Below are 26,839 nucleotides of genomic sequence, written 5' to 3'. Positions count from 1 at the left end.
GACCACGCACGGCTTCACGACACTTCGCGCTACTGATAGCTCATCGTGAACGTGGCGGTCGCGTTCGCCGTGCCGCCTAGCACTTTCGCGTTCGTCTGAATGTAACGCGCGGTCAAGGGAATGGTGAAGCCGCCCTGTCCTTGCCGGATGTTCCCGGCTTTCCATTGGTTGCGGTTTCCCGCACTGCTGGAATCGGCACCGAAACTCAGCGGCTTCCCATCTTTCAGGATCTGCACCGCAAAACCCGATGCCGTGGAAGCTCGCGACAGCGACAGCAGATTCGTGCGGTTGCCGGGATTGACGTTATCCGTCAGCGTCACATAGGCATTGGTCGACGTTCCTTCGTCTCCGCCGGAGCAGTTCAACTGGATGCTGAAGTTGCGCTCGGGTGTGGTACTGCCCACACCACCGAAGTCGCTCAAGGTAAAGCTGCTACCCGTCGGACTCATCTGGACGTTGATCTGTTTGGTTGCGACCGAGCAGGTCGGTACCTTCGGGGTGATCTGGATACGGCCCTTTACCTGGTACGATATGAATTGGTATTGCCGGTTGTATACCCACGTGCCGCCAATTTCCCCTGTGAGCTCGCCAGCGGCCGTGATGGGGCCGGTCTTGACGAATTCAATGGTGATGGGATTGAAAGGCGCCTCAATCCAATTGCTGCCGTCATAAACGACGCTGGTAGGCCAGTACGTGGGGTTATTACCGTAGCGAAAACGCACGCCAACACCGCTTACCGGAGTCGGATAAGTGTTGTATGTCGGTTCAGGTTGCTCGGTCAGTCGGCCATTTAGGGAGTTTTTAACACCACCGTAGCAATACACAGAGGCGTTTCCCATTCCCAGGGGCGCTATCGCTCGCGAGTCAAGAACGGTACCTATCGGCACGGATGGGTTGAACTCGGGGGTGGCATACCCACTGATCGAAAGGATGACAGGATTGTAGTGGTAGTAGCCGTTCTCAGTCGTTCGACAAGGAGATTCGGCGAATGCAGGTGCGCTTGTGACCCCCAGCAGCAGGGCAACCAGCATCGTTCTGCGGAGGTGAAGACGGCCGGCAGGGCGAATCCCGCAAGTAGGCCCCCTGCGGTTGCGATCGGGTTTGTTGACCGGTGGTGAATCATGCATGGGGGCACTCCTGTGTCTTGGGTGCATGGCCGCCTAGTGGCGGAAAATGCGGAGGCCCGTAATGTACGCGCTGCTTCCCGGTTCAAGGGCTGATCCCTTGTGCGGCAGGGCCTACATTGGCGTAGGCATTTTTCCGCGAAAGGCTGAGAAACGCGGGGGAGGGCGCGCGCTCCCGCGTGGGCTGCGATATGCTCCGGCCAGTCAATCACGGGAAGGGCAGGGATCATGGGCGCAGGACTGGGCGACAAGCTGGTATTGGCCATTTCCTCCAGGGCGCTGTTCAACCTGGACGAGAGCCACAAGGTCTATGAGACGGAAGGCATCGAAGCCTACCGCCAGTACCAGATCGACCATGAAGACGAGGTGCTGGCCCCGGGTGATGCCTATCCCATGGTGGAAAAGCTCCTGCGCCTGAATGAAATGCTTGGGCAGCAGCGGGTGGAAGTGATCCTGGTGTCGCGCAACAGCGCCGATACCGGCCTGCGTGCCTTCAATTCCATCCAGCACTACGGGCTGGGCATTTCTCGCGCGGCCTTCGTCGGCGGGCGGAGTCCGGAGCCTTACCTGCGTGCCTTTGGTTGCCACCTGTTCCTGTCCACCCATGCCGAGGATGTGCGGGGCGCCCTGCAAAGCGGCTATGCCGCTGCCACCATCCTCTCCGGCGGGCCGCGCCGCGCGGCGAGCAACGAGCTGCGCATCGCCTTCGACGGTGATGCCGTGGTCTTCTCCGACCACTCGGAACGCATCTATCAGACTGGCGGTCTCGCCGCCTTCCAGGCCCACGAGCGGGATTCGGCGCGCGAGCCCCTGGATGGCGGGCCTTTCAAACCCTTCCTCTCCGCCCTGAACCGGTTGCAGCAGGAATTCCCGCCGGAGGCCTGCCCGATCCGCACGGCGCTGGTTACCGCGCGCTCCGCGCCGGCCCACGAGCGGGTCATCCGGACCCTGCGGGAATGGGACATCCGCCTGGACGAGTCCTTCTTCCTCGGTGGGCTGGAAAAGGCCGCCATCCTGGAGACCTTCGGCGCCGACGTGTTCTTCGACGACCAGGCCGGGCACTGCGAGAAAGCACGGGACGTGGTGGCTACCGGGCATGTTCCCCACGGTGTGAGCAACGAACCACAGTTCTGACTAAGCTCAGGTGAGGCCAGCCATGAACGGCGGTAGGAGGCCTCATGATCCGCTCCATCCTCTATGCCACGGACCTCGGTCTCTATGCCCCTTACGTACTCCAACACGCTTTGTCCCTCGCCCGGGCCTTCAGCGCCCAGCTCTATGTAGTGCACGCGGTCGAACCCCTCGGGCTGTTCGCCGAGTCGGTGCTGCAGACCTACCTGGATGACGACACTCTGAAGGAGCTCCGTGCCAAGGGTTTGGGCACCGTCATGTCGAGCATCGAACAACGGGTGCTGGAAGGTTTTCGCGATGAAATGGGCGAAGCCGTGCAGGATCTCGACATGATCCGCGCCGTTCGGGTCGTCCAGGGCGATCCGCCGCTGGTCATCCTTGAAGAAGTGCAGAAACTCTCGGTGGACCTCCTCGTCGTGGGGAGCCACAGCCATGGCACTGCGCTGGATACACCCCTGGGGCGAACGGCGGCTCGTCTGGTGCAGCTTTCCGAGGTGCCGGTGTATCTCGTCCCCATGCTTCAACACCGCGGCCGCAACGACTTCTGAATGTCGAGGGTCGCGGGTTGTGCAAGACAGAAAAAAACGTCTAGTTTTATTCAGCAACCTATTAATATGGTTATAAACGCCGCCGACATCCTGCGGCGCAATCGGTTTGAGGATTGCCTATGAAGCTCCAGCAACTGCGCTACATCTGGGAAGTGGCGCATCACGACCTGAACGTGTCCGCCACTGCACAGTCGCTCTACACCTCGCAGCCGGGCATCAGCAAGCAGATCCGCCTGCTGGAGGACGAACTCGGTGTCGAAGTATTCGCTCGCAGCGGCAAGCACCTCACCCGGGTCACTCCCGCCGGGGAGCGCATCATCACCACGGCCGGTGAGATTCTGCGCAAGGTCGAAAGCATCAAGCAGATCGCCCAGGAGTTCTCCAACGAGAAGAAGGGCACCCTGTCCATCGCCACCACCCACACCCAGGCGCGCTACGCACTGCCGCCGGTGATCGGGGGCTTCATCAAACAGTACCCGGACGTGGCCTTGCACATGCACCAGGGCACGCCGATGCAGATCGCCGAAATGGCCGCTGACGGCACCGTGGATTTCGCCATTGCCACCGAAGCCCTGGAGCTCTTCGGCGATCTGGTGATGATGCCCTGCTACCGCTGGAACCGTTGCGTCATCGTGCCTCAAGGCCACCCCCTGGCGAAGCTGTCCAAGCTGACCCTCGAAGCCCTGGCCGATCACCCCATCGTGACCTACGTGTTCGGCTTTACCGGCCGCTCCAAGCTCGACGAAGCCTTCAGCCACCGCGGCCTGACGCCCAAGGTGGTGTTCACCGCCGCCGACGCGGACGTGATCAAGACCTACGTGCGCCTGGGGCTGGGCGTGGGCATCGTGGCCAAGATGGCGGTAGACCCGAAGCTGGACAGCGACCTGGTCGTGCTGGATGCCAGCGAACTGTTCGAGGCCAGTGTGACCAAGATCGGTTTCCGTCGGGGCACCTTCCTGCGTGGCTTCATGTGCGATTTCATCGAGAAGTTCGCCCCGCACCTGACCCGCGACGTTCAGGCCAAGGCCGTGCAGTGCCACAACAAGGCGGAACTGGACGAGCTGTTCCACGATGTGCAACTGCCTACCTACTGAAGTGCTGCCTCAACAAAAAGCCCGGCGATTGCCGGGCTTTTTGTTGAGGTTGTGGGAACCGGTCGAATGCCGAACCGCACGGGTTTCGTAGCTCAACCCATCCGGGCTATTCGACGTCTTCAGGCGAAGCGGGCGGTTGCAGCACCTCGCGGAGAAAGGCGAGAAACACGGTGTAGACCTGTTCCCGTCCATCGTCATGACGCACCACGAAAAAGGGCGCGGTATCCACGCCATAGTGCTGCGCGGCCATCCAGCCAGCGCTGGCGGGGTTGCGCTCGTCGGCCACCAGGATGCGGTCGATCCGTCCCAGGTGGCCGCCGCGCTCCAGGCGTTCCATCACATCCTGGCACTTGCGACAGTCCTGGCCGTCAGCCAGGACTTTCTTCACCAGGGTGATGCGCACAGGGTCAACCCTTGCTGATCAGGTTGCCGGCGTGCAGCCCGCATTCCTTCTGGGTGGCTTCCTCCCACCACCAACGGCCTTCGCGCTCGTGCTGGTTGGGGAGTACCGGACGGGTGCAGGGTTCGCAGCCGATGCTGATGAAGCCGCGCTCGTGCAGCGGGTTGTAGGGAATCTCCAGCATGCGGATGTAGGCCCAGACTTCTTCGCTGGTCATCTGCGCCAGGGGGTTGAACTTGTACAGCGGGTTGTCCGGCGTGGAGAACGCACTGTCCAGTTCCAGCGCTGCCACTTGGGAGCGGGTGCCCGGGCTCTGGTCACGGCGCTGGCCGGTGGCCCAGGCCTTGACCGTGGACAGCTTGCGCTTCAGCGGTTCGATCTTGCGGATGCCGCAGCATTCGCCGTGGCCGTCCTTGTAGAAGCTGAACAGGCCCTTTTCCTTGACGAAGGGTTCCAGCAGGCGCGGGTCCGGCGACAGGACTTCGATGGCGATGCCGTAGTGTTCGCGGACCTGTTCGATGAAACGATAGGTCTCGGGATGGAGGCGGCCGGTGTCGAGGCTGAAGACCTTGACGTTCTTGTTCAGCTTCCAGGCCATGTCCACCAGCACGACGTCTTCGGCGCCGCTGAAGGAGATCCACAGTTCGTCGCCGAAATGCTCGAAGGCGAGCTTGAGGATGTCCTGGGGGGACTTGGTCGCATAGGTTGCCGCCAGTTCGGCGACGTCGAAGGGTTGGCTCATCAGGCAGGCTTCCTTTTATGGGTTGGCGCTGGACGCGCTCTATGCCGCGCATCTTAACAAAGGCCAGATATGCCCCTAAATAACCATCAGGAAGCAGCGCTGCTGTATTTGGGTATAAGTGGGCGCGTTGCACGGGTTTGGGCGAGCGGCTAGAGTGCCGCCTCCAATCAAAACAGCCATGCGGGGAAATGCTCGTGGAAATCGCCTGTCTCGACCTTGAAGGTGTACTGGTCCCGGAAATCTGGATCGCCTTCGCGGAAAAAACCGGAATCGAAGCGCTCAAGGCGACCACCCGGGACATCCCGGACTACGACGTGCTGATGAAGCAGCGCCTGCGCATCCTCGACGAGCATGGCCTGAAGCTCTCCGACATCCAGGACGTGATTGCCACCCTGAAGCCGCTGGAAGGCGCCGTCGAATTCGTCGACTGGCTGCGCGAGCGCTTCCAGGTCGTCATCCTCTCCGACACCTTCTACGAATTCTCCCAGCCGCTGATGCGCCAACTGGGCTTCCCGACGTTGTTGTGCCACCGCCTGATCACCGACGAGACCGATCGCGTGGTGGACTATCAACTGCGCCAGAAGGATCCGAAGCGCCAGTCCGTGATCGCCTTCAAGAGCCTCTACTACCGTGTGATCGCCGCTGGCGATTCCTACAACGACACCACCATGCTCAGCGAAGCCCACGCCGGCATCCTGTTCCATGCGCCGGAAAACGTGATCCGCGAATTCCCGCAGTTCCCGGCGGTGCACACCTATGAAGACCTCAAGCGCGAGTTCATCAAGGCGTCCAGCCGCCAGCTGAGCCTCTGAGCCTTGTGCCCATGAAAAAGCCCGCGAATGCGGGCTTTTTCATTTTCTGGTTTCAGCGTGCTCGGAACCTGTAGGGGCGAATGAATTCGCCCCTACAAGGACGTACCGCCCCCGAATCAGGAGTCCATCCCCTCCAGCGTCTGCATCAGCACCTTCACCTTGGTGATCGACTCCTTGTACTCCTCCTGCCAGTCGGAGTCGGCGACGATGCCGCCGCCACCCCAGCAACTGGCCTGGCCGTCCTTCACGAGCACGGTGCGGATGGCAATGGAGCTGTCCAGCTCGCCGCGTACGTCGAGATAGAGCAGGGAGCCGCAGTAGATCGAGCGGCGAGTGGGCTCCAGCTCGTCGATGATCTGCATGGCGCGGATCTTCGGCGCACCGGTGATGGACCCACCGGGGAAGCTGCCGGTAATCAGATCCAGTGCGTCCTTGTCCGCCGCCAGGCGGCCGGTGATGGCGCTGACCAGGTGATGCACATTGGGGTAGCTCTCCAGGGCGAAGAGCTCCGGCACCCGCACCGAGCCGATGGCGCAACTGCGCCCCAGGTCGTTGCGCAGCAAGTCGACGATCATCAGGTTCTCGGCGCGGTCCTTGCGGCTGGCCAGCAGTTCTTCTGCCTGGGCGCGGTCTTCATCCGCGGTGCGTCCCCGGGGCCGGGTGCCCTTGATGGGACGGGTCTCCACCTGGCCCTGGCTGACCTTGATGAAACGCTCCGGCGACAGGCTGAGGATGGCGCCGCCCTCGGCCAAGGCCTGGTAACCCGCAAAGGGCGTTGGGCAAGCACGGCGCAGGGCCTGATACGCGGTCCAGGGATCGCCCTCGCAGGGCGCCTGGAAGCGCTGGGTGAAGTTCACCTGGTAGCAATCGCCAGCCTGGATGTATGCCTGCACCCGCTCGATGGCCTGGCGGTACTGGCTTTCCTGCAGGTTGGCGCTGAAGGGTGCACGCAGGCGGAACGGTCCGGCCGGTGCCTGGGCCGGTTCGCTGAACAGGGTGATCAGGCGCTGGCGCTCGGTTGCCGCCAGCTTCGGGTGGAAGACCAACTGGCTGGTACGCGCCTGGTGATCGGTGATCAGGGCCCAGGCGTAGAGGCCGAGCCGTGCATCCGGCAGTTGCAGGTCATCGATGGCCTGGTCGGGCAGATGCTCCACCCGGCGACCGAAATCGTAGGACAGGTAACCGATCAACCCGCCGACGAACGGCAGCTCGATTCCCGCCGGCAGGCCGGCTTCGCCAAGGCCCGCGAGGGCCCCCCGAAGGCGTCCCGCGAAGTCGTTGGCCGATTCGCCCGGCGCTGCTGCAAATTCTGCCAATGGCCAGGCGCTGAATAGGTCATAGCGTCCACGGTCGGCGACCGGGCGACCAGCGTCCAGCAACACGGCGCCACTTGCCTGGCGGACCAGGGCGAAGCGTTCGCAGGGCGATTCGTGATAGGGAAGGGCGTGCAGATGGCAGTCGGGCATAGGGAGGTGCGGGCGAGATGCAAGGGCGGATTCTAGTCTGCCTGCAGTGTCGATCCTAGAGCCTTTTCCAAAGTTTACGAGGGAAAAGCATTCTGATACTTATGTACTAATCCCACGGGGGAGTACCTCCGTCCCACAACGATAACGATATAGGGATTCAGGCAGTGGACGCAGTCCTTAACCCCGCGGCCGGCAGCCGTCAGCGCTCCAAACTCGTCACCCCCCAGGCATCCACCGATTACCTGCCCCGGCCTCCGGTCCAGGCAGCATTGGCCGCCCATCCCCATGCCCGTCTCCTGCTGTTCTCGGCGCCTGCCGGGTTCGGCAAGACCACCGCCCTCGCAGCCCTTGCCGAGCAGCGCCGCGCTGACGGCAGTGCCGTGGCCTGGTTTTCCCTCGAGGCAGAGGACGATGACCCGGCGCGCTTCTTCCAGCACCTGATCAAGACGCTCGGCGACGCGGTTCCCGGCCTGGGTGACTACGCCCAGGGCTACCTGCAGAACACCATGCAGGTGCCGGTCAACGCCGTGCTGGAAAGCCTGCTGGTGGACCTGGCCCGTCTCAATGGTCCGTTGCTGCTGGTGCTGGACGACCTGCACCTGGTGAAGGACCCGGAACTTTTCGCTGCCCTCGGCCGCCTGGTGCGTCTGGCTCCCGCCAGCTTCAGCCTGGCGGTGGGCAGCCGCTCCCTGCCGCCGCTCAACCTGGCCACCCTGCGGGCCAAGGGCTGGCTCCTGGAGATCGGCCTCGACGAACTGCGCCTGTCCGTCGAAGAAACCCGCGACTACCTCGCGCACACTGGCCTGGAACTGGATGATGCCGCATTGGCCGCACTGCACAGCCATACCGAAGGGTGGGCGATAGGCGTCCAGCTGGCGAGCCTCTGGCTCCGTCACCAGCCCCAGGCCACCCTGCAGATGGAGTGCCTGGGCAGCGACCAGGCCACGGTGGGCCAATACCTGCTCGCCAGTGTCTTCGAGCAGTTGCCCGCCGACCTGCAGGACGCCCTGCTGGCCCTGGGCGTCTCCAGCCAGCTCAGCGGTGACCTGGCCAATGCCCTGACCGGCCGCCAGGACGGCCAGGCCCTGCTGGAACGGCTGGAAACCATGCAGCTGTTCCTCCTGCCGCTGGATCGGGAGCGCCAGTGGTACCGCTTCCATCTCCTGTTCGCCGACTTCCTGCGCAGCCGCCTCAAGGCTCGCGACCCGGAACGCCTCAAGCAACTGCACTTCAATGCCAGCCTCTGGTTCACCAACCACCACATGCAGAACCTCGCCATCGAGCACGCCAGCCTCGCCGAGGACCCGGAAATGCTCGCCGCGCTGGTGGATGGTTGCGGCCTGGAGCTGATCAACCGTGGCCAGTTGAACAAGATTCACCGCTGGCGGCAGAAGGTGCCGGACGACATCGCCGAGCGATACCCGATCCTGGTGCTGGCCGATGTCTGGAACCGCACCACCGAGATGGCCTTGCCGGAAGCCAACCAGATGCTCGACGAGCTGCTGGCGCGCTGGGGCGGAACCCGTGCCGAGTCCCCGCTCAGCGACAAATACCTGGCGACCCTGGCGGTGAAAGCCGCCCTCGCGCTGCAGAAGGACGACCTGGAACTCTGCGTCAGCATCGCCCGCAAGGTGGAAGCCCAGCTCGGGCGCAATCAGGCCTTCCTCGAAGTGGCCATCCTGGTGATCGGCGCTCTGGCGCTGGTGGTGCTCGCCCAGCCGGACCACGCCCGCCGCCTCCTGGCCCTGGCCCAGCAGCGCAACCACTTCCTCGAAGGCCACTACCTCGACATGCAGCTGGCCAACGTGGAAATCCTCCTCGCTCTGGAGCAGGGCCAGGTGAAGCAGGCGCGGATGCTCTTCGAGCAGATGCGCGCCCAGGTCACCCCCCACCTGGGGGAGAAGTCGCGGGCCATGGCGCTGCCGGTGATCGTCGAATCCCTGATCGCCTACCAGCAGGGCCGCCTCGACGGCCTGGAAGAGCGCCTGGGCACTGCACTGAGCCATATCGACGTCATTCGCCCCATCGACATCTATGCCCAGGGGATGCTCTTCCTCGCCCGCATCCAGCGGATGCGCGACAAGACCAAGGAAGCCCAGGCCACCCTGGTGCTGATGCAGAACCTCGCCGCGCGCAACCAGTCCTGGCGCTACTACGCGCGGGCGGTGGCTGACGAGATCTCGCTGATCCTGCAGGAGCCCGGCACCGACCGCGTCAAGCGCGCCGAGCAGCGCTTCAAGGGCGTGGACTGGAACAAGCTGGCCAACGGCAGCAGTCAGCACGGCGCCCATTCCGCGATCTGGATGCAGGGGCTGATTCGCGTGCGCCTGCAGCAAGCGCGCGGCCATTTCAGCGAGGCGCTGCACGAGATCACCCAACTGCGCGGCAAGCTACAGCCCAATTGGCACGGGCTGCCTCGGCTGCGTCTGGACCTGCTGGCGGCCCTCAGCTACCAGCGTCTGGGCTACCAGGAACGGGCCCAGAGCCTGCTGGTGCAATGCCTGCTCAGCGCCGAGCGGGAAGGGGTGCGCAGCCTCTTCATCGAAGAGGGCGAAGCCATTCGCCAGTTGCTCCAGCAGTTGGAGTCGGCGGAACGCCAGCCGGCACTGCAGGGCTTTATCCGTGACCTGCTGGCCCTCTGGCCGGGGCAGGACGCGCGCAAGTCGCAGGACGTGCTGGAAGAGGGCCTCACCGATCGCGAACGGGAGGTCGTCTGCCTGGCCGCCCGGGGGATGTCCAACGAAGAGATCGGTCAACAGCTCGCCCTGGCGCTGGGGACTGTGAAATGGCACCTGCACAACATCTACGAAAAGCTCAAGGTGCGTAACCGGACCCAGGCGATCCGCCGCGCCCGCGAGCTGGGGCTGCTCGACACATGAACGACCTCTCCCTGATCCGACCGCAACAGACCCCCATGCTGCTCACCAAGCTGTACCCGGCGGACGCCGGGGGCCGTCCGGTGCTGCCGCGCCGCGCCCTGATCGAGCGAATGCATGCCGCCCGCGACCTTCGGGTGCTGGTCCTCAGCGCCCCGGCCGGCTTCGGCAAAAGCACGGCCCTCAGCCTGTTCCGCCAGCGGCTGCAGGCCGAAGGCAATCGGGTGGCCTGGCTCTCCTGCGACGAGGCCGACAGCGAGCCCCAGCGCCTGCTGCAATACCTGGTGGCGGCGGTGGATGCGGTGCTGCCTGGCTTCGGCAGCAACACCGTGGGCCTCCTGCAGGGCGATGTGAGCTGGCCCATCGAAGCGGTGATCGATGCCTTCATCGGCGACCTCAAGCGCATCGAGGGCAAGCTCTACCTGATCCTCGACGACTTCCACCGTATTCGCCACGTCGCCCTGGACCAGGGCGCGCGCTACCTGATCGAGAACCTGCCGGGCAATGTCCACCTGATCAGCAGCACCCGTTTCACCCCGCGCATCCTGTTCAGCGAATCGGAATCCCTGCTGCTGAAAGCCGAGGACCTGCGCCTGACGTTCGAGGAAACCGAAGCTTACTTCCGCGAGGTACGCCAACTGCCGCTGACCGCCGCCGAAGCGCGCCTGCTCCATGGGCGCACCGAGGGCTGGATCACCGCCCTGCACCTGGCCAGCCTCGCCCTCGCGCGGCACCCTGATCGTGCCGCTTTCCTCGCCAGCCTCAGCGGCACCGAGCGCAATATCGCCGACTACCTCACTGAAGACGTACTCGAGAGCCTGCCCCAGGCCCTGCAGCAATTCCTCGAACAGACGTCGGTGCTGGACGAATTCTGCGCCGACCTGTGCAACGCCCTGACCGACCGCCGCGATGGCCTGGACATGCTCATGCGCCTGCAGCGGGAGCAGCTCTTTGTCATTCCCCTGGATGAGCAGGGCGAGTGGTTCCGCTACCACCACCTGTTCGCCGAGTTTCTCCAGGGCCGGCTGGCACGGCGGACCGATCCGGCCACGCTGTTGCACGCCGCCGCCCGTTGGTGCGAGGGGCACGACCTGCCCGACCGCGCCATCAAGTACGCCCTGCGTGGCCGCGACTTCGCTTTCGCCGCTGCGCTGCTGGAGCGTCAGGGTGCGCGGCTGATCGCCGGCAACCGGGTCTACGGCATCCTCTCCATGCTCAAGGACGTGCCGGCCGAGGTGATCCGGGAACATCCGGTGTTCCAGATCTTCTACGCCTGGCAACTGGCCTTCGAGCAGCGATTCGCCGAGTCCGAGGCGCTGATCGAGGAAGTCAACACGCGCCTGTTGCAAGGGCGCGGCAAGATCCTTCATTTCGGCCTGGGCGAGCTGCTGGCAGCGTCCCAGGTGCTCAAGGCCCTGGTGATGCTCTACCAGGACAAGCTGGAAAGCTGCCTGAAGGTCGCGCGCCAGTGGCTGGCCATGGTGCCGGACAACCAGCCGGTGTTCCGTGCCAGCCTGGCCTGTGTGCAGGCGGCGGCCTATGCGCTGATGGGCGAGTTCGGCGAGGCGTCGAAAGCCATCGCCGTGGCCCGCGACAACCTGAAATTGGTGGACAGCGAATACCTGCACGTGATGACCAGCCTGATCGAGGCACTGATCTCCAAGGAAAGCGGCGAACTGGAGCGCGGCCGTGCCATCGCCGAGACCGCCCGGGCGCGGGTGGAACGGGTATTCGGCCGGCGCAGCCGGGTGGGCGGGCCCCTGGCCCTGGCCTACGCCGACCTGCTGTACGAACAGGATCGCCAGGCCGCCATCCTCGCCGAACTGCCGCTCGCTACTACCTGGCGCGATGTGGCGACGCCGGTCGAGCTGATCAGTCGCGGCCAGTTGGTGATGGCGCGTGCGCGCTTCTTCGCCGGCGAACCGGAACAGGCCCTGGCCCAACTCGACGAATGGCTGGCTGGCCTGCAGGGCGCCGGTTATGAGCGCGTCTTCGCCCACGGCATGGCCTGCAAGGTGCAGTTCCTGCTCTGGCTGCGCCGCCCGAACGAGGCCGAACGCATCTGCCTGCAACTGCAGCAGCATCTGGCGGTGTTGCCGCTGGAGCGCTACTCCGATGCCCACACGGTGCTGGCCCTGACCGAGGCGCGCCTGGCCCTGACCGAACGCCGCCCGGAGCGGGCCCAGGCCAGCCTGGAGAATTGCCTGGCACGGCAGCAGGACGCGCATCAGCGCGACCGCCGCCTGCGCCTGTCGTTGTTACTTTCTGTGGCGTACTGGCGCAAAGGTAACAGCGAAAAGGCCTTCACCCTGTTCCAGAACACGCTGGAAGAAGCCTGGCATCGTGGCTATCGCCGCCTGTTCCAGGACGATGCGCTCTGGCTGCTGCCGATGTGGGATGCCTGGCGCGCTGCCGAGCCCAAGCGCGCAAGCGCCTGGGAAGGCGTGGCCGAGGCCTTGCGCGAGCAATGCCGCCGGCTGGCCATGGACCCTGAAACTTTCGATGAAAATCAAGATGTTAGCCACCGCGAACGGGAAATCCTGCGCTATGTGGCGGCGGGCCTGTCCAACCGAGACATCGCCCAGGCCGTGCACCTGTCCGAAGCCACCATCAAGTGGCACCTGCACAACCTGTTCGCCAAGCTCGGCGTACGCAGCCGGACGCAGGCCGTTCTGAAGGGCAAGAGTCTGGGCCTCCTGAGCGAGGCCTGAGGTGGGGTGCCCCTCTGCCTCCATCCCTTGGATGGGCTGGCAGCGGGGGAGGGGGTCAGTAGCTTTGTTCCCAGGTCGAGAAGCACGGTGCTTCGCGAATCCTCGCCGGGTGCGCCTAGGGAAGCAGCGTCCGGCCTGGAGATCGGCGTGAGCCGGTCCAACTGCCGCCGACAGGAGTCGGCGGCAGGCCCTGGGGCAAACCCACCTGTGAACTTTGGAGATAAAAAGAATGAAAACCTTCAAACAACTGGCTCTGGCCGCTGCTGTGCTCGCTGCACCGTTCATGGCCCAGGCCGACCTCAAGGCCATGGACGATTCCGCTCTGTCCGGCGTGACCGGTCAGGACGGCATCAGCATCTCCGGTAGCTTCAACGGCAGCATCGGCAGCGTCGTCTACACCGACTCCGAAACCAGCGGCGGCACCACCACCACCGGTACCCTGCGCCTGGAGACCATCTCCTTCACCGGCTTCGACATCCTCGACAGCGACCCGCTGAAGATCGACGTCATCGACGGTGGCGCCGGCGGCACCGACAAACTGCAGATCAGCCTGCCGTCCATGACCGGCCAGCTCGCGGTCGGCGCCATCCGCGTAGGCGACGCCAGCTCCGCCAGCATCGGCTCCCTGGCCGTCAACAACATGAACATGTCCGGCTCCACCATCAAGGTCTGGGGTCACTGACAGACGCCTTCAACCCGCAACCCGGAAAGCTCCGTCAGCCCTGCTGACGGGGCCTTTCCCGCAAGCCCTGTAGTCGGAACGGCAATGATCGAAATCCTGGTTGGCAGTTTGCTGGGCCTGGTCGGCTTCACCCAGGCGGTGGATACCAAGCCGCAACCGCAAGGGGCGGTGAATATCAGCCAGCCGCTCGTGCCCAATGGCCCCTACCGCGAGACGGCGGTGGTGGAGCCCATGAGCCAGTTGCAGTTCCGCAACGTCATCCGCCAGGCCTACGACTACAGCTGCGGCTCGGCCGCCCTGACCAGCCTGCTGGACTATTACCTCGGCCGGAACCTGGAAGAACGCCAGGTGATGGAAGGCCTGCTGCGCTACGGCGAGGCCGACAAGATCGTTGAACGGCGGGGCTTCTCGCTGCTGGACATGAAGCGCTTCGTCGGCGCGCTGGGCTACAAGAGCGGCGGCTTCCGTGCCGAGTTCGCCGACCTCGACGCCCTGGAGCACCCGGCCATCGTTCCGATCCACTATGGCGGCTTCAAGCATTTCGTGGTGGTGCGCGACGTCTACAACGACCACGTGTTCGTCGCAGACCCCGCCCTCGGCAACATCAGCTTCACCCGTGCCCGCTTCGAGGAAGTCTGGGACCAGAACGTCCTCTTCGTGATCTACCCCACGGGCAACGAACCACAGAACGCCATGGCCCTTACCGAGCGCGACCTGCGCCTGGTGGATGACCGCGTCGTCAGCCTGCTGGCGTTCAAGGAGTTTCCGCAGATCACCAAGTTCACCGAAAACGAACTCGATGAACTCAGCTCGGGAGGCGACATCCGCTACATCCGTCGCAAGTGACACCCGCACATAACAAGAAAAGACCTGGGGATTGCACCATGGGACCAAGGGAATACGCATGGCTGGCCATGCTGGTGCTCTGTACCAGTCTGCCGCTGCAGGCCGAGGAGAACTCGGTGGACGACGCGCGTGACGCGCTGAGCAAAAAGGACGATGACGCCGACAGCGCCAAGGCGCTGGAAGAAGTCTTCCAGGCTTCCGAGAAGAGCTACACCCTGCTGAAGAAGGGCGAGCGCACGCTCACCTACGGGTTCGACTACTCACTGGTGCGCGACACCCAGATCGAGACCATCCGCACCGGCAACAACGTCTTCAGCGTGGTCGGCCAGAGCGAGGCGCAGCACACATTCACCAACTCCTTCACCTTCGACTACGGGGTGTGGGACAACCTGACCTTCAGCGTGCGCCTGCCCTTCGTCGCCAAGTACGACACCGAGCGCGACATGAACGTCTACAGCCTCGGCGACGTCTCCGCGTCCCTGCGCTGGCAGCCCTGGTCCTCCACGCGCGGGCGGCCGGTCACCACGCTTTTCGCCACCCTTGGCCTGCCCACCGGCGAAAGCCCGTACGACATCAACTCCGACAACGACCTGTCCACCGGTAACGGCTATTACAGCTTGGGCGTGGGCGCCAACACGTCCTATGTGATCGACCCGGTCGTGCTCTTCGGCTCCCTCGGCTACACCTGGAACCTGCCGGTGCACGACATTCATCAGGTGCGCGGCGGGCGCCTGCTGGAGGACGTGGAGCCGGGCGACACCCTCAGCTTCAGCATGGGCTTCGCCTACGCGCTGTCCTACGACGTCTCCCTCGCCACCTCCTACCAGATGGCCTACACGATGAAACCGACCTACCAGTTCAGCGACACCGAACTGGAAGGCACCGAGCAGACCAGCGCGGTGATGAACTTCTCCCTCGGCTTGCGAACGTCACCGGACTACATCGTCAACGTCAACGCCGGCTTCGGCATGACCGAGGACTCGCCGGACGTGCTCCTGGGACTCTCACTTCCCCTCGATATCAAAGGCCTCAAGGCCCAGTAACCGGCGAGAGAGCACCTCATGAGCATTCATCTGTCGCCGCTTGTGCGGGCGATTGTCGGGGTCGGTCTGTGCTGGGCGGGGCTGGCCCAGGCACAACTGGCCAACGACCTGACCATCGGCAACCCCAAGGCCATGGCCATGGCCAATGCCATCACCGCCGACTCCTCCGGGATCGACGCCGTGCACTACAACCCGGCCGCCCTGACCAAGCTCAAGGGCCGCCAGACCACGGTGAAGTTTCTCACTGGGGTGATGGATATCCGCGCCAAGTTCGAGGCGCCGGAGGATTACGGCTTCCTCGGTTTTGACGACGACCCGGTGAAGAACTCCAGCAGCCGCACCCTGACCCCCGCCATGTACCTGCCGGGCATGGGCGGCATGACGGAAGTGCCGGTGCTGTTCGCGCCACTGGCCGGGCTGTCGATCAATCCGCCGGGCTCCAAGTTCACCTTCGCCACCAACGTCTATGCGCCCATGGCGCTGGGCTACTCGCGGGATTCCGACAGCGATCCGGCGCGCTACCAGGGGCGCGAAGTGGCCCTGCAGCGCATCACCTACTTCTCGCCCTCCGTCGGCTACCAGATGAACGACCAACTGGCGTTGGGGCTGTCCATCGGCTTCTCCCACCAGGCCATGGCGCTGAACCAGGACTTCCGCAACCCTGGCTTCCTCACGGGCCTGACCCGGCTGTTCAACGAGTTCCTCTGCCTGCCCGGAATGGGAGAGGTGATCTCCGGGCTGATCAACGTCTGCGGCGGCAAGATCGGCCCCTTCGACACCCTGGCCAACATGGACCTGGACCTGCAGCAGTCGCTGTCGCCCACCTACAACATCGGCGTCCTCTGGGAGCCCACCGACTGGTTCGCCTGGGGGGCGACCTACCAGAGCGAGGCGCGGATGCACCTGCAGGGCAAGTACCGGGTGGACTACAGCAAGGAATGGCAGGGCTTCTGGTCCGGCATGCAGTCATCCCTGTTCGGCCAGGTCCTCAGTCCGCTGTTCCCGCTGGGCAACGTCGACGAAGAGATGGGCAACGCCTCCCTCGACATGACCTACCCGGACAACTTCTCCACCGGCATCAAGATCAAGCCCTTCGAGCGCTGGCAGTTCAACGTCGACCTGAAATGGAGCGGCTACAGCGACTGGAACGAATTCGAGATCGAGTTCGACCGCGAGCTGGACCTGCTGCGCATCGCCAAGAACTTCGGCGGCGGCAAGGCCACCAACCACAGCATCATCCTTGACCGTGGCTACCGCGATACCTGGAGCTGGGCCCTGGGCATGCAGTACCAGTGGAACGACCGCCTCGCCCTGCGTGCGGGCTACGAGTGGCGCCCGTCGGCGATTCCCGATGACCGGGCCGACGTCCTGGCGCCCATCGGCGACGCCCATCTCTACGGCCTTGGCCTGGGCTATCGCTGGGACAAGGACACCAATATCGATGTGGGCTTCAACTACTTCACCACGAAGCAGAGCACCAAGGCCGACACCAGCTGCAACCTCAACTGCACCGGCATCGACAACCTGGTCTACAACCCCTACGCGGGGCTGAACGTGGAGACCTCGGTGAAGGCCTACATCCTGGCCATGACCTACCAGACGACCTTCTGATGAAAGCGCCCATCCTCCTGATCGCCCTGAGCCTCGCTGGCGCCGCCCACGCCAGCAATGGCCGCTACCTGACCTGGATCGACGACCAGGGCAGGGTGCACAACACCTTCGTCGACAGCCGCTACAGCGAGCAGCAGCGCCAGGCGGCCAAACGCATTGTCCAGAGCGACCAGGCGCGCCTGCGGGACACTGACGGCACCCAATGGCCCGGCAGCGCCAAGGCCGGTGAAAGCAAGCGTCGCTACTTCACCTGGGTGGATGCCAGCGGCAACCTGCAGAACAGCTTCTACGCGGGCGGCCAGGTGCCTTCCGGGGAACGGCAGTTCGTCCTGCCCAATGGCCAGAACTCCTCGGAATACATCGATTCGGACGTGCTCCAGGGGCGTGGCTACTCGCGTCCGGAGCAAGGGGCGGCCTACTTCACCTGGGTGGACGAGCAGGGCCGCACCCACAACTCACCCGTGCCGGCGCGGGGCAAGCAAGAGCCGGGCGAAGAAGCCCCCGGCCCCATCGCCTACACCGAGTCCCGCGAGATGGAGTTCAAGCGCAAGGCGGCGCAGCTACCGTCCCTGGACGGCCAGCCCACTGCCGCGATGAAGGCACTGCTGGAGGGCAGCGAGGAGCCGGTTGAGGCGCTTTACCAGAACCTGGTGGACCAGTGCTGCGGCCAGTTGCCGGACGACGCCTTCACCGAGGTGTCCGCGGCCGAGCCGCGCTACGAGGAGCTGAACAAGCTGTCCCCCAGTTTCGAGTTCCCCATGGGGCGCAGCTATTACAGCGCCCTGAAGCTGCCGAGGTCACAGCACAGCTACGGCCTGCGCATCCGCAGCTTCGCCAACCAGCAGGTGGTCTATCCCTCGCTGCTGTTCCTCGACGAAGCCAAGCGCCCAACGCGTCTGGTGAGCGATGCCGTCTACCAGCTGCACGGCGAAACCTGGTACCGCTACGCCTACATCGAAGGCACCGTGCAGGTCCGCGCCAACCAGGGGGAGCGCTACGTGCTGCTGCTCACCACCGACGAAGACCGCAGCCTGCACACGCTGGACAACAAACCCTACAAACGCCCCCTGCAGGACCTGGCCCTGAGCGATGCGGGCATGCAGGTGCATGAACACAGCGACCAGGGCTCGTTCGAGCTGGCGATCGTGAAGTGAGCGACGCCGAATCGCCGGGGGCTTCCTGTGGGGGCGACTGAATTTGCCCCACAGGAAGCCCCACAACTTCAGGCCGCGCTATGCTGGCAACCCCAGCGACCAGAAGCGGATTGCCCACCATGTCCGATACCCGAGCGCTCTTCACCCGCCAGTCCGACGCCTACCGCGCCAGCCGTCCCACCTACGATCCCGCACTGATCACCTGGCTCAGCGAGCAGGCGCCGGACCTCTCCCTGGCCTGGGACTGCGGTTGCGGCACCGGGCAAGCTACCCAGGACCTGGCGCGGCATTTCCAACAGGTGGTGGGCACCGACATCAGCGCCCAGCAACTGGCCAGGGTCGAGCCGGCGCCCAATATCGACTACCGTTGCGAACCGGCGGAGCAGACCTCCCTGGCCGGCGGCAGCGTCGCCCTGACCCTGGTGGCCCAGGCCCTGCACTGGTTCGACCTGGACCGCTTCTACGCGGAAGTGCGGCGGGTGAGCCGGCCGGGTGGACTGCTGGCGGTGATCTCGTACAACAACTCGAACATCTCCCCCGAGGTGGATGCGCTGGTCGACTATCTCTACCACGACATCCTCGGCCCCTATTGGGCCGAGGAGCGCAGGCACGTGGAGCAGGGCTATCGCACCCTGCCATTCCCGTTCGAGCGCATCGAGGTGCCACCTTTCACCCTGGACGCCGACTGGGACCTCACGCGGCTGCTGGGCTACCTGGAGAGCTGGTCGGCCACGGCCACCTACCTGGCGACCCACGGCAAGAACCCCATCGACCCGCTTCGCGACCGGTTCCAGCGAGCCTGGGGCGATCCGGCCAGCACCCGGCGGGTGAGCTGGCCGCTGACAGTGAATCTGGGGCGGGTTGCCTGAGGCCGTAAATCAGCTAGCTGTGGGAGCGAATTCATTCGCGATTCAGGCACGCAGTCCTGTCCCGCCAATGGGGACCGCGCTGCGGCCCTTCGCGATGGAAATCGCTCCGACAAGGCTTTTCATGGGCATCGGTCTACGCTGGCCAGCTCCCGTCCTTGCCATTCCATGAGGTGAAGTCCACCGACCGATCCACCATGTTGATCGCGGCCACCAGCTGCTCGGGATGGGAGCGGGCGGAAGCCATGGTCCACTGGTCGAACCTGTCGTTGCCGATGCGCACCATGCGGATATGGGTGGTGCGGTCGGCATCGATGGCCGGGTCCGGGTCGTAGAAGCCCAGCCGGCGGCGCAGCTTGTCCAGGTCGGCCGGATCGCCGGTGAGGAACAGCCAGCCCGGCCCGACATGATGGGACTCGGCGTATTCCCGAAGGATTTCCGGGGTATCCAGTTCCGGCTGCAGGGTGAGGGAGTACATGAAGACATTCCGGCCCGCGCGGTCGCCCAGGAGCTTCTGGGTGCCGCGCAGGTTGGCGGTCATGGTGGGGCAGAGGCCGCCGCACAGGGTGTACATCATGTTGAAGGCCACCACCTTGTCGCGCACCAGGTCGTCGTAGAGCTTCACGCGCCTGCCCAGGTGGGTGTACAGCGTGACGTTGGGGAAGTGACGGGCGCCAACGCTGTCGCCTTCGGCGTATTCGGGTTCCGGGGCGCTCCAGTTGCGGCCCAAGAGGCCGGTGCCCAGCGTAGCCAGGCCCGCGGCAGCCACACCGGCGCCGAACAGCAGGTTTCTGCGAGTGTTCATCTGGCATCTCCAGTAACGATCGAGGGTGGGTTCCGGCTCAGCTGACGCTGCACCCGGCTGGCGGCTCCGGCGGGGTGTCGTCCTCGATGTCCCAGCGCAGCATCATGCCGTGGTCCTCGTGGATCACGTTGTGGCAGTGCATGACGTACTTGCCGGTGAAGTCGCGGAAACGCAGGAACACCCTGACCGTTTCGTCCTTGCCGAGCACAAAGACGTCCTTTCGCCCTCGTTCGTGTACCGGAATCGCTACCGGTATGCCCTTGACCGCCTTGCTGAGGATGCGGCCTTCCTCGAAGTGGATGTGCACCGGGTGCTGCCATCCGCCACTCTCGTTGACCAGCTCCCAGATCTCCGACTCACCTCGTTTGATCTTGGCGCTGCTCTCAAGGATGTCTTCCGGCTTGCCATTGACCGACCACTCTCCACCCTTGCGGTCGAACACCCAGCGACGGACCTTGGCCTTGGCGATCTCGGCGTCGCACAGCGGGCGCAACGGCCGCAGCACGTCGGGCACGTGGCTCAGGTCCTGCTCCGGAGGATCGCGGTCCACCAGCAGCTTGAGCACCCGGGTACCGGCACCGTCCACCTTGTCCGGCCCGCGGGTGTCGTCCTGCACCAGGCGGTTGGTGAGGAACAGCTCGGTGCCGATGGGGTAATTCGAGAAGTCCACCACCAGGTCCGCCCGTTCGGCGACGCCCAGGCGCACCTTGCCCATGTTGCGGATGGGCGCCGGCAGCAGGTTGCCGTCGTTGGCGATGTAAGTGAAGGTCTGCGCCTTGCCCTTGCTGTCGTTCAGGTAGAACTCGTAGAAGCGCGACGGGCCGGCGTTCAGCAGGCGAAGGCGATATTTACGCCGGGCCACCCGCAGCACCGGCTCGATCTTGCCGTTGACCAGAATCTTGTCGCCCAGGGTGCCGTCGGGGCTGAAGCGGTCGAAGACCAGTTGGCCCTTCGCGTCGAAGCGCATGTCGTTGAAGCTCAGCATGTAGTCGTACGGGTAGCTGGGCAGGCGCAGGGCGTCGGGGTTCGGGTCCTTCTCGTCGCCCGAGTCCAGGTGGTCGAAGAGGATGTAGAAGCCGAACATCCCGCGCACCACGTTCTGCGAGGTGGCCTGCCAGGTGTGGTCGTGGAACCACAGGGTGCCCAGGGCCTCGCGGTAGTCGCCGACACCGTTCTGCATGTCGTCCAGGCCGGCGTAGACGTTGGGGTAGAAGTGATCCTTGTACTCGCCCTTGAAGTCCAGGGTCACGCCCTGCTTCTCGGCGCTGAAGAAGTCGCCAGGAAAGCCGTCGCTTTCCGAAGGGGTGTGCAGGTTGTGCAGGTGCACCGAAATGTAAGGGACGCCCACGCCCTTGTGGTCCTTCGGCAGCTTGCAGTGAAAGCGGCAAACCAGCGGCTGGCCATAGCGGGCGAAGATCACCGGGCTGAAGCTTTCGGGGGTGGAGTCATCGGCCCGGTAGCTCCAGACCTTGGTTTCCGGCAGGTCGGGGTGGGCCTTCCAGCTACGCTCCACCACATTGATTTCGTAGAAGGTCGGGTCGAGGCCCAACTGGTCGTAGCGCTGGTGCGGCTTGCGCCCGCACTCGCCGTGCTCGGCGTCTGCCGTGAGGGTGGGAGTGACGGCCTGGACGCCGTCGGCGCCGTGCAACACGCTGACCGGGTTGAGCGGGGTCATCTGGTTGGGAAGGAATTCCTTCCAGGGTGTGGTGCGCGGGCTGGGCACGTCCGAGGGATCAGCGCTGTCCTTGGCCAGGCTGGTACGGTCGTCGAGCAGCAGCGGCACGGCGCTGGCAGCAGCGGACCATTTGAGGAAGGTGCGGCGGTTGGCGTTGGCGAGGGACTGTTCTGGTTGTTGGTGTTGCCCGTCTGCGGCTTTCCTGGCGACGAGCAGAGTTCCCCTGAAAATCGAGCGATAGGTCTTCACGGCTGCGGTCCTCCACAGCTTGATTAGCAGTGAGATTTCGATCGCTCTAACCGCCTCGGGAGCAGCTCGCACCGGTCGGCCTTTCTGGCTCTGGAATGAATGCCGGTGCAAGCCTGTACCACACTCGCGAAACAGGTAGGCACAAACCTATAGGACCTGAGGTCCAGGTGCCATCATTCACCCGGATGAAAAACCGCTCTGGCGGACTGGCGGTGCAAGCAGGGTAATGAACGGTAGGAAAGCGCAAGCAGATTAATGGGTTATTGAGGCAAATCCTGGGTTATTGAGGATTGCTGGGAATTTGACACTGTGCGGGAGGCCCCATGCACCGGATTTCACGTTTTACCGCGACCGAAGGGCTGGATGCGGAGCGGCAGCTTCTGGACCGTGTCCAGCAAGGCGAGCAGGAGTGCGGGCTGCTGCTCTGGCGACCGACCGAGGCGGCGCTGGTGATGCCACAGCGGATGAGCCGCCTGGCCGGCTTCGCTGCGGCCGAGGCCGAATGCGCGGCACTGGGCTGGCCCATCGCCCTGCGGGACAGTGGTGGCGAGCCGGTTCCGCAATCGCCAGCCGTGCTCAACGTGGCCCTGGTCTACGCCTTGCCACCTCGGGAAAGTGAACTGACCCGCATCGAGCATGCCTACCTGCGCCTTTGCCAACCCATGCTCGACTGGCTGGCCGGTATGGGCCTGGACGGCGGCCTGGGGGAGGTGGACGGCGCGTTCTGCGACGGCCGCTACAACGTCACCCTGGACGCACGCAAGCTGGTGGGGACCGCCCAGCGCTGGCGCCGTCGTCGCGACGACAGCCGCCATGTGGTCCTGGCTCACGCCGCGGTGCTGATGGAAAACGAGCGCGAGCCCATGGTTGCGGTGGTGAACGCTTTTTATGAGGGCTGCAGCCTGGACAAGCGTTGCCGCGCCAGCAGCCACATTGCCCTGGATGAATGCGTGGGTGAGGTCTGGAGTCGGCTGGATCCGTTGCGGGATTGCTATCGACGCACCCTGGCCGAGGCCGGGTTGGAACTGGGATGAACGGGGAGGGGAGTTGCAGTGGGGGGCGGCAAATGGAATTTATTCACATCTGCGAACATAAATCGCTTGACTGAAAAATGAGAATCATTATTATCCAAATCACTGGCCTCGCGGCCAGCTGGATAAGCTGACAAGCCCAGATTTCGGACTCATCAGATTATCTCCTCATCAGGCTAATCACGGTTATTGACCCGGCAAATTGCCGGGTCTTTTTTTGCCTGCGTTTTTTGTCCGAAGTTCGCCGGCTAGACCCAGCCCCGAGGTGGTGCGCACCTGTAGGGTGGATCACGCTTCATCGATCCACCGTCGGTGCCGGGCCCGGACCCGCAGGTGGATGTGAAAAGCGACATCCACCCTACGGCAGTTGTCACCTCAAACGGCAGCGATCAATGCCCCTTCGCCTTTTTGATGCTGCGGAGAATCCCCGCCAGGATCAGCGCGACAACCGGCGCCATCACCAGAATCGCGGTCTTCGCCGAGATATCCAGGCCGATGGTGTGCAGGCCGCTGTAGAACAGCTTGAACAGGCTCAGCAGGTAGTAGCTGATGGCGATGATGGACAGGCCTTCCACCGCCTTCTGGATCTTGATCTGGGTATCCGCGCGGGCATTCAGGCTGCGCAGGATTTCCGAGTTCTGCTCCTCCACTTCCACCTGCACCCGTGCCTGCAGCAAGTCGCCCAGGTTGGCCACGCTCTGGCCCAGGCGCACCAGGCGCTGGTCGGTGGCGGCGCAGTAACGCACCGTGGGGCGGAAGCGCCGCTCGATGAAAACCCCGAGGCGCTGGCAGTCGCCCACATGGGATTCCCTCAGTTCGTTGATGCGCTCGAACACGATCTGCGCGTAGGCCTCGGTGGCGCTGAAGCGCTGGCGGGTGCGGGCGGTGCTGCGCACGATGCGCGCCGACAGGGCGGCGATATCCGTCGACAGCACCTTGGCGCTGCTCTTGCCTTCGGCGTTGCGGTCGGACAGGCTCGCCAGCTCCTTGTCGTATTCCTTCAACTGCAGGCTCACCGCCTGGGCCACCGGCAGGGTGAGGGAGGCCATCATGCGGTAGGTCTCGATCTCCAGCAGGCGGCGGATCATCCGGCCCAGGCGATAGGCGTTGAGCCGGCGGTTGACCAGGAGGATGCGATTCACCCCGTCCTCGGTCAGGCGGAAGTCCGACCACGCAACCGCATCGCCACCCCCCAGGTTGGACCCGGACGGGTCCTTGAAGCCGTAGGCCGCCGTGTCGCCAGCCCAGTCCGCTTCGGATTCCACCAGCACCTGGTCGGCATTGATCAGCAGGTGGCGGTGCTCGGCCACCAGGCGCTCCAGGGCCTCGGGCAAGGGCGGCCAGTAATCGCCGCCGGCCGTGCGCGGCACCACCAGGGTGAGGGTGAAGAACTCGGTGTGGCGCTCCCACTTCAGGGTGTTCTCGCCCATCCGCAGCAGGCCCTGGGAACCGTTACGGGAGAGCGGCGCATCGGCCGCCTGATTGAGGCGCTCCACGAGCGCGTCGCAGACATCCTCGGCATCGGAGAAGGCGAAGTGATAGACGTGGGCCGGATCACGGAAGTAGATCGACGGGCGCGAGTGCAGCTCGTTGTGCAGGGCTTTGCGAAGTGGATGCATGGAGACTTCTGCGCAGGTAGGTTTCTGGTGATGACGCGAGCGCCCCGGGCGCCGGTCACACGATCAATCGCACAAGTCAGGGGGGCCACCGGCCAGTCGGGGCGGGTAGCCCTTCAAGCCGGTGGCGACGGGAGTCGGCGGTGGAACCGCCTAGGAACGCACTTGAGCCTTTTGGGCCACTAAGCGCGAAATTGCTGCATCAGCCCTTGCTGATGATTGGCCAGTTCATTGAGCTGGCGACTGACCTGGGCCGACTGCTCGGCCTGGCCGGACAGCGATTCGGTCACGTCGCGGATGGCCTCGACGTTTCGATTGATCTCTTCTGCGACGCTGCTTTGCTCCTCCGCGGCACTTGCGATTTGCAAATTCATTTCGGTGATCAGATTGACCGCCTGGCCGATCCGCTCCAGAGCCGCCACGGCCTGTTGCGCCTCATTGACGTTTTCCTGGGCCAGGCCATGACTGCCTTCCATGGCCTGCGTCACGTCGCGGGTGCCGCTCTGCAGGTTGTCGATGACCTGGCGGATTTCCTCCACCGAGTCCTGGGTGCGACGGGCCAGGCTGCGCACCTCATCCGCCACCACCGCGAACCCGCGCCCGGCCTCGCCGGCACGGGCTGCCTCGATGGCGGCATTGAGGGCCAGCAGGTTGGTCTGCCCGGCGATGGCGAGGATCACCTCCAGCACCGAGCCGATCTGTTCGCTGTTCTGTGAGAGGACATGGAGCTGCGCCATGGCCTCGCTCATGTCCCGGGCCTGGGCCTGGATGGCGCGGGTGGTGCGGGAAATCACCACCAGGCCTTCGCGGCTGGCCTGGTCGGCGTGACGCGCGGCGTCGGCGGCCTGGGCCGCGCTCTGGGCGGACGCGTTGGCGGTGGCGGACATCTCGTGCAGGGCGGTGGCGACCTGGTCGATCTCGCGGAACTGCTGCTGCATGCCCTCGCTGGTCTGGCGGGCGATCACGGCCGACTGATCGGCGGTGTCGCGGGCATCGCGCACCGAGCCCTGGACCTTGGCGATCACCGGTTGCAGCTTGTCGAGAAAGCGATTGAAGGCGAGTGCCAGGCGGCCAAGCTCATCACGTCGCAGGTGGGCCAGACGGCGGGTGAGATCGCCTTCGCCCTGGGCGATGTCCTCCAGCATGGCGGTCAGGCGCAGCAACGGCCGGGTCACGCCTCGGGCGGTCAGCCAGATCAACGCGACCCCGAGCAGGGCGGCCGCCGATCCCAGGCCGAACTCCAGCGCGGAGCTGCGCAGGCGCTGCTCGTCCATCTGCACCTTCAGGGCTTCGACTGGCGCCATCAGCACCTGTTGCGGCACTCCCAGCAACACCCCCCAGGATTTTGTCCCGGCAATGGGCGAGAGCGGTTCGAGCACGCTGATCCGCCCCTGTTCGGCGAAGGCGTGGGGCTCGTTCCTGCCCAGGTAGCCGAGTACGTCGCCCGCCTGGTCCGGCAGCACGTCCTGCAGGCGCTTGCCCAACTGAGCGGCATCCTGGCTGTGGCCGGCGACCACCCCGGACGGACTGAGGATGCTGATGGCGCCATTTCCCTCGTACAGCTCGCGGCTGCCGGCGAGGGCATCCTGCTGCAGGCTGTCGAGGCTGATGTCCAGACCGATCACCGCCAGGACCTTGCCGTTCTCCAGCAAGGGGAAGGCAATGCTGGTGACCAGCTTGCGCGTGCCGGATGACTCATCGAAGTAAGGCTCCAGCAGACACAATTGCCCGCTGTCGCGCGGGCATGTGAAGAAGGCATTGAAGGGGGCGCCGCTGGGGCCGGGAGAGGTGTCGGCCAGCAGCTTCTCGTCGCCTGGCACCGCCTGGAGCTCGCCCGGTTTGGCCTGCAGCCAGTAGAGGGCGAATCGTCCGGCATCATTGCTGCCGAGTTCGCTGCGGCCCTGGAATTCGGCGTCGCGTCCATCCAGAGCGTCGGGCTGGAAGATCAGGAACAGGCCCAGCAGGTCCGGACGCTGCTCCACCGCCTTGCGCAGCTCGCCGGCCAGTTCGGCGCGCAGGGTTTCGGCGCTCATCTCGCCACGGACGGCGCGTTCGCGCAGGTAGAGCAGGTGCCGTGCCAGCCCCAGGCCGTACTCATGGGTGCGGGTGAAACTGCGCTGGATCTGCAGCGCCTGGGCCTTGCCCTGGGCTTGCAGGTTGAGGCGTGCGGCGGCCGCCAGCATCTCGCCGCTGGAGTGCTTGACCCGTTCCGTGCTGGTGCGGGTCTGATAAAGGGACAGCCCCACCAGCAGCCCCACTACCAGGATCAGGCAGAGGCTGGCCAGCAGGGTGATCTTGCTTTGGATGCTGAGGCTGGGCATGGCGATTCGTCGCTTCGAAAAGCCGGGGCGTCGCCG

The 26,839-nt window shown here is 64.6% G+C and carries 21 protein-coding genes; 13 read left to right on the top strand and 8 right to left on the bottom strand.

The genetic code is table 11. The features are described from left to right. Positions 1 to 29 precede the first annotated feature (29 nt). On the bottom strand, positions 30 to 1,127 hold the full coding sequence (locus TQ98_RS15860) for a fimbrial protein (RefSeq protein ID WP_158249362.1): 1,098 nt from the start codon (positions 1,125 to 1,127) through the stop codon (positions 30 to 32). 225 nt (positions 1,128 to 1,352) lie between these two features. Between TQ98_RS15860 and TQ98_RS15855 the strand changes: the two genes are divergently transcribed. The 3 genes from TQ98_RS15855 (at position 1,353) to cysB (ending at position 3,897) form a co-directional block, all read left to right on the top strand. Beyond that, positions 1,353 to 2,258, top strand: a complete 906-nt coding sequence (locus TQ98_RS15855; protein ID WP_044874295.1) for a 5'-nucleotidase — start codon at positions 1,353 to 1,355, stop codon at positions 2,256 to 2,258. Positions 2,259 to 2,302: 44 nt separating this feature from the next. Beyond that, positions 2,303 to 2,803 (top strand): universal stress protein, encoded by a 501-nt coding sequence (locus TQ98_RS15850; protein WP_044874296.1) that lies wholly within the window; start codon positions 2,303 to 2,305, stop codon positions 2,801 to 2,803. Between the two features lie 119 nt (positions 2,804 to 2,922). Further along, entirely contained in the window at positions 2,923 to 3,897 is a 975-nt protein-coding gene (gene cysB, locus TQ98_RS15845; RefSeq protein ID WP_044874297.1) for an HTH-type transcriptional regulator CysB, read from the top strand. Between the two features lie 106 nt (positions 3,898 to 4,003). On the opposite strand, the gene TQ98_RS15840 is transcribed toward cysB, so the two are convergent. Both TQ98_RS15840 and TQ98_RS15835 read right to left on the bottom strand, forming a co-directional pair. After that, complete coding sequence (locus TQ98_RS15840; RefSeq protein WP_044874298.1) at positions 4,004 to 4,300, bottom strand: hypothetical protein; 297 nt, start codon at positions 4,298 to 4,300, stop codon at positions 4,004 to 4,006. A gap of 4 nt (positions 4,301 to 4,304) precedes the next feature. Further along, positions 4,305 to 5,039 (bottom strand): phosphoadenylyl-sulfate reductase, encoded by a 735-nt coding sequence (locus TQ98_RS15835; RefSeq protein ID WP_044874299.1) that lies wholly within the window; start codon positions 5,037 to 5,039, stop codon positions 4,305 to 4,307. Between the two features lie 194 nt (positions 5,040 to 5,233). Here TQ98_RS15835 and thrH point away from each other — a divergent pair, with 194 nt between their 5' ends. Continuing rightward, a complete protein-coding gene (thrH, locus tag TQ98_RS15830) occupies positions 5,234 to 5,851 on the top strand; it encodes a bifunctional phosphoserine phosphatase/homoserine phosphotransferase ThrH (protein ID WP_044874694.1) in 618 nt (205 codons plus the stop codon). Positions 5,852 to 5,967: 116 nt separating this feature from the next. On the opposite strand, the gene pabB is transcribed toward thrH, so the two are convergent. Next, a complete protein-coding gene (pabB, locus tag TQ98_RS15825; protein WP_044874300.1) occupies positions 5,968 to 7,317 on the bottom strand; it encodes an aminodeoxychorismate synthase component I in 1,350 nt (449 codons plus the stop codon). Positions 7,318 to 7,481: 164 nt separating this feature from the next. On the opposite strand from pabB, the gene TQ98_RS15820 reads away from it, so the two are divergent. The 8 genes from TQ98_RS15820 to TQ98_RS15785 all read left to right on the top strand — a co-directional run bounded on the left by TQ98_RS15820 (position 7,482) and on the right by TQ98_RS15785 (position 19,109). Further along, positions 7,482 to 10,196 (top strand): LuxR C-terminal-related transcriptional regulator, encoded by a 2,715-nt coding sequence (locus TQ98_RS15820; protein WP_103102987.1) that lies wholly within the window; start codon positions 7,482 to 7,484, stop codon positions 10,194 to 10,196. Then, the gene (locus tag TQ98_RS15815; RefSeq protein WP_044874301.1) at positions 10,193 to 12,904 is read left to right on the top strand and encodes a LuxR C-terminal-related transcriptional regulator; all 2,712 of its coding nucleotides are present in this window, start codon (positions 10,193 to 10,195) and stop codon (positions 12,902 to 12,904) included. Before TQ98_RS15820 ends, TQ98_RS15815 begins: the two co-directional genes overlap by 4 nt. Positions 12,905 to 13,133: 229 nt before the next feature. After that, positions 13,134 to 13,586, top strand: coding sequence for a DUF6160 family protein (locus TQ98_RS15810; RefSeq protein WP_044874302.1), 453 nt, complete (start codon positions 13,134 to 13,136; stop codon positions 13,584 to 13,586). An 84-nt stretch (positions 13,587 to 13,670) separates the two neighbouring features. Further along, positions 13,671 to 14,432 (top strand): C39 family peptidase, encoded by a 762-nt coding sequence (locus TQ98_RS15805; protein WP_044874303.1) that lies wholly within the window; start codon positions 13,671 to 13,673, stop codon positions 14,430 to 14,432. 68 nt (positions 14,433 to 14,500) lie between these two features. Further along, complete coding sequence (locus TQ98_RS15800) at positions 14,501 to 15,475, top strand: flagellar protein FilC (RefSeq protein WP_103102986.1); 975 nt, start codon at positions 14,501 to 14,503, stop codon at positions 15,473 to 15,475. Positions 15,476 to 15,493: 18 nt separating this feature from the next. Continuing rightward, the gene (locus TQ98_RS15795) at positions 15,494 to 17,086 is read left to right on the top strand and encodes an outer membrane protein transport protein (RefSeq protein WP_082073280.1); all 1,593 of its coding nucleotides are present in this window, start codon (positions 15,494 to 15,496) and stop codon (positions 17,084 to 17,086) included. After that, positions 17,086 to 18,240, top strand: a complete 1,155-nt coding sequence (locus TQ98_RS15790) for a MalM family protein (RefSeq protein WP_044874305.1) — start codon at positions 17,086 to 17,088, stop codon at positions 18,238 to 18,240. The genes TQ98_RS15795 and TQ98_RS15790 overlap by 1 nt, the downstream gene beginning before the upstream one ends. 119 nt (positions 18,241 to 18,359) lie before the next feature. Beyond that, positions 18,360 to 19,109: a class I SAM-dependent methyltransferase gene (locus tag TQ98_RS15785; protein ID WP_044874306.1), complete on the top strand. Its 750-nt coding sequence runs from the start codon at positions 18,360 to 18,362 to the stop codon at positions 19,107 to 19,109. 133 nt (positions 19,110 to 19,242) lie between these two features. On the opposite strand, the gene TQ98_RS15780 is transcribed toward TQ98_RS15785, so the two are convergent. Both TQ98_RS15780 and TQ98_RS15775 read right to left on the bottom strand, forming a co-directional pair. Then, positions 19,243 to 19,911 (bottom strand): SCO family protein, encoded by a 669-nt coding sequence (locus tag TQ98_RS15780; RefSeq protein ID WP_044874307.1) that lies wholly within the window; start codon positions 19,909 to 19,911, stop codon positions 19,243 to 19,245. A gap of 37 nt (positions 19,912 to 19,948) precedes the next feature. Beyond that, complete coding sequence (locus TQ98_RS15775) at positions 19,949 to 21,835, bottom strand: multicopper oxidase domain-containing protein (RefSeq protein ID WP_103102985.1); 1,887 nt, start codon at positions 21,833 to 21,835, stop codon at positions 19,949 to 19,951. A gap of 323 nt (positions 21,836 to 22,158) precedes the next feature. Here TQ98_RS15775 and TQ98_RS15770 point away from each other — a divergent pair, with 323 nt between their 5' ends. Further along, positions 22,159 to 22,869, top strand: coding sequence for a lipoate--protein ligase (locus tag TQ98_RS15770; protein ID WP_044874308.1), 711 nt, complete (start codon positions 22,159 to 22,161; stop codon positions 22,867 to 22,869). Between the two features lie 386 nt (positions 22,870 to 23,255). Here TQ98_RS15770 and TQ98_RS15765 read toward each other — a convergent pair whose 3' ends face one another. Further along, the gene (locus TQ98_RS15765) at positions 23,256 to 24,485 is read right to left on the bottom strand and encodes a DUF3422 domain-containing protein (RefSeq protein ID WP_103102984.1); all 1,230 of its coding nucleotides are present in this window, start codon (positions 24,483 to 24,485) and stop codon (positions 23,256 to 23,258) included. A 179-nt stretch (positions 24,486 to 24,664) separates the two neighbouring features. Then, on the bottom strand, positions 24,665 to 26,809 hold the full coding sequence (locus TQ98_RS15760; RefSeq protein ID WP_044874311.1) for a methyl-accepting chemotaxis protein: 2,145 nt from the start codon (positions 26,807 to 26,809) through the stop codon (positions 24,665 to 24,667). Between the last annotated feature and the right edge of the window lie 30 nt (positions 26,810 to 26,839).

It is taken from the genome of Pseudomonas sp. LFM046, assembly GCF_000949385.2.
Lineage (GTDB): Bacteria > Pseudomonadota > Gammaproteobacteria > Pseudomonadales > Pseudomonadaceae > Metapseudomonas.
The sequence above is the reverse complement of the archived record's forward strand: the minus strand, read 5'-3'. Positions and strand labels throughout refer to the sequence as shown.